The 3,070-nt window shown below is 67.5% G+C and carries 2 protein-coding genes and 1 pseudogene; 1 reads left to right on the forward strand and 2 read right to left on the reverse strand.

What is annotated here, in order from left to right:
* Nucleotides 1-70: 70 nt before the first annotated feature.
* Nucleotides 71-961: a MurR/RpiR family transcriptional regulator gene (locus ACQKQD_RS34070; RefSeq protein WP_427510998.1), complete on the reverse strand. Its 891-nt coding sequence runs from the start codon at nt 959-961 to the stop codon at nt 71-73.
* A 108-nt stretch (nt 962-1,069) separates the two neighbouring features.
* On the opposite strand from ACQKQD_RS34070, the gene ACQKQD_RS34075 reads away from it, so the two are divergent.
* The gene (locus ACQKQD_RS34075) at nt 1,070-1,897 is read left to right on the forward strand and encodes a 3-keto-5-aminohexanoate cleavage protein (protein WP_427510997.1); all 828 of its coding nucleotides are present in this window, start codon (nt 1,070-1,072) and stop codon (nt 1,895-1,897) included.
* A 224-nt stretch (nt 1,898-2,121) separates the two neighbouring features.
* On the opposite strand, the pseudogene ACQKQD_RS34080 reads toward ACQKQD_RS34075, so the two are convergent.
* Nucleotides 2,122-3,070 (reverse strand): annotated as a pseudogene (locus ACQKQD_RS34080) (IS3 family transposase); the annotation flags it as partial.

Consider the following 3,070-nt stretch of genomic DNA (forward strand, 5'->3'; position numbering starts at 1 on the left):
CAAGGCGAGCGTCATCGTCGCGGCGAGGCGACACGCAGGTTCGCGTTGATCTGGCGGTGTAGGATGCGGGTCATTGCGATCTCCTCGCGGGAGGGGGTGACCAGTGGATGCCGAAGGCGGTGAGCTGCGCCTCGCTGCGCTTGATCGCGGCGAGCGAGGCGTCGCCGCCCCGACCGGCCACGAGGGCGGCCAGGATCTCGCCGACGACCAGGGCCGGGGCGATGGTGTGAAAGAAGGAGGGGCTGTCCGCCGGGACCAGGATAGTCTCCCGGGCAATCGACGCGAGCGGCGAGACGAGGCTGTCGGTCACGGCCACGACCGGCACGCCGGCGTCATGCGCATAGCGCGCGGTCTCGACCGTCGCCCGAGTGTAGGGGGCAACCGAGGCCACGAGGAGCACGTCCTTCGAAGAGGCCGAGCGTATTGGGTCGAGTCCGGTACCGGCCCCGGTATCGAGCAGGATCGCGCGCTCGCCGAGGAAGGACATCACGTAAGCGAAGTGCGCGACGACCGGGTGGCTTGCCCGCAGGCCCAGGCAGTAGACCCTGTCCGCGAATGCCAAAAGATCTGCTGCCACGACGAGCCGGTCGAGGGCTTGCGGCTCGGTGAGCCTCTGGAGCTGCGCGCCGATCGACGTGACGATGTCGACGGCTAACGCCCGCTCGCCCTTGGCCTGCTGGGCGGAGACCTGCGCACCGGCTTTGCCGGAAAAGCCGAGTGATCCTTCTCGAACGGCCCCGGCGTAGAGCGCACGAACGTCGTCGTATCCAGCAAGCCCCAGGCGCTGGGCAAGGCGCGTCATGGTGTGGGGCTGGACGCCGGCGCGCTTGGCCTGCTCGCGCATCGAGAGCAGCGCGACCTCATTGGGCTGGTCGAGAACGAAGCGTGCGGCGGCCTTCAGCTGAGGCCCGAGGGTCTCGAAGGCTCCGACGATCTGTTCCGTGAGCGGACCGTGTTCCATGGCGGCTTGTGTACCCTTCTTCACAAATATATGCAACAAACGTTGCAATTATGAATGCATGCAACGGATGTATCTTAGTGAGGCATCCTGGCTATCGAGGAGGCATCGATGTCGTTTCCAGGCCCAACCGCCATCGCCGTGACGCCGACCGGCGGACGCCGCACGAAGGACGACCATCCGGCAATTCCCCTTACTCCGGCGGAGCACGCCTATACGGTCGCCTCGTGCGTGGAGGCCGGTGCCTGCATGGTGCACCTCCACGTGCGCCAGGTGGACGGTCGACATCTGCTTGATGCGGGCGCCTATGCCGACGCGACGCATGCGATCCGAGCCGCCACGGGCGACAAGGCGGTGATCCAGATCACGAGCGAGGCGCTGGGCCTCTACCAGCCGGCCGAGCAGATGGCGGTGGTGCGGGCGGTCCGGCCGGAGGCCGTGTCCCTGGCGCTGCGCGAACTCGCCCCTGACACTGCTTCAGAGAAACCGTTCGGAATTTTCATGGAGTGGCTTCGCCGTGAGGGCATCATGCCTCAGGTCATCCTCTACGCAGCTGATGAGGCCGTCAGGCTCGCCGCGCTCCAGGCATCCGGAGTGGTGCCATTCGACGCCGTGCCGGTCCTCTACGTCCTTGGGCGGTACACGGCAGGCCAGACCTCGGCCCCGTCCGACTTGCTGCCGTTCCTGGCGCCGGACCGGCCTCGGGCGAGTCATTGGATGACCTGCGCATTCGGTCGGTATGAGAACGCCTGCGTCACGGCTGCTGCCTTGTTCGGCGGACACGTCCGCGTCGGGTTCGAGAACAACCTGCTCACCCCGGATGGAAGGACGGCTCGGGACAACGCGGAACTCGTCGCCGCCGCGTCTGCAACGGTTGTTGCATGCGGTGGCCGGCCGGCTACCGCGGCCGAGCTTCGCTCAGATTGGGCCGTGAGCTGAACCCCAGTGAGCGGGTGGCTACACGTCAGAGAAGAGGTGCCTCCGTTAGGCCGATTTGAGGTGGCCAATGTCCGGTGTCGAAGCTTCGATCTCCCGAAGCGGACAGGCAGGAAACCACCCAGAGCGTAGGGGTGGACGCCCCCTGACGGCATCGATGTGCCAGAGTGGAGGTGTTGCAACACCTGGAGTGCACCCTGTTTGACCGGACAGGCAGCGGGGCGGGTTTAGGCAGTCCGGCTGAGGTACTCTCGGGGCGAGAGCATGCGCAGGCCGGAGTGCGGGTGGATCGTGTTGTAGTCCTCGAACCAAGCCGGCAGAAGCCGCATCACGGTCTCGGCGTCGGCCAAGATGGCAAGGCGGGCATAGTCGCGCTTAAGCGTCTTCACGAACGCCTCCGCGATGCCGTTGCTCTGCGGCGAACGCACCGGGGTGAACAGCAACCGTAGGCTGAGCGCGGCGGCCGTCTGCGCTGTATCCTTGGCGATGTAGGCGGAGCCGTTGTCGGACAGCCACTCGACCGGGTGCGGGGTCTTCGTCGCGCCGAACCGGCGCTCGCAGCAGGCGATCATCAGGTTGCAGACCATCTCGGCCGAGACGCCCGTCGTGGTCGCCGACCACGCGATGATCTCACGGTCGCACGCGTCGATGGCAAACAGCACGCGGACGACCGCACCGTCCCGGCAGCGCAGTTCGAGGTGATCCGAGCACCAGCGCACGTTCGAGCGTAACGCCACCACGGTGCCGTCGTGGGTGCGGCCGGGCCGCCGGGCGGTGTGCGGCGCGAGGGTGAGCCCGTTCGCCCGCAGGATGCGCAGCACCCGCTTGGCATTGACGCTCGCTTCGCCGCGCGAGCGCAGGGCCCGGTTCACCAGTGCGGTGACGCGGCGATAGCCGTAGCTCGGGCGGGCATCGACGATCGCGCGGATCGTCGGCAGCAGCTGCGCATCCTCAGGCTTGCGGTAGGGACCGCGCGGCTGGGCGGGGCGGCTCAGGCGCTCGGCCAGGTGGGAGCGGGCCACGCCGAGCGTGTCGGCGACCGCCTTCACCGCGAACCGCCCGTCGAACCGCCCCAGGAGCTGAGCGGCGAGGTCGGTTTTTTTGTGCGGGCGAGGTCGAGCGCCTCCTTCAGGATCTCGACCTCCATGGTCTTGCGCCCGAGCAGACGTTCGAGGT

Origin of the sequence: Methylobacterium sp. NPDC080182 (assembly GCF_050281105.1) — a bacterium.
In the GTDB taxonomy this organism is placed as follows: Bacteria; Pseudomonadota; Alphaproteobacteria; order Rhizobiales; family Beijerinckiaceae; genus Methylobacterium.

Excerpts from the sequence above, each read along its gene's own strand:
- ACQKQD_RS34070 (WP_427510998.1), bottom strand. The coding sequence starts at position 961 with ATGGAACACGGTCCGCTCACGGAACAGATCGTCGGAGCCTTCGAGACC.
- ACQKQD_RS34075 (WP_427510997.1), top strand. The coding sequence starts at position 1,070 with ATGTCGTTTCCAGGCCCAACCGCCATCGCCGTGACGCCGACCGGCGGA.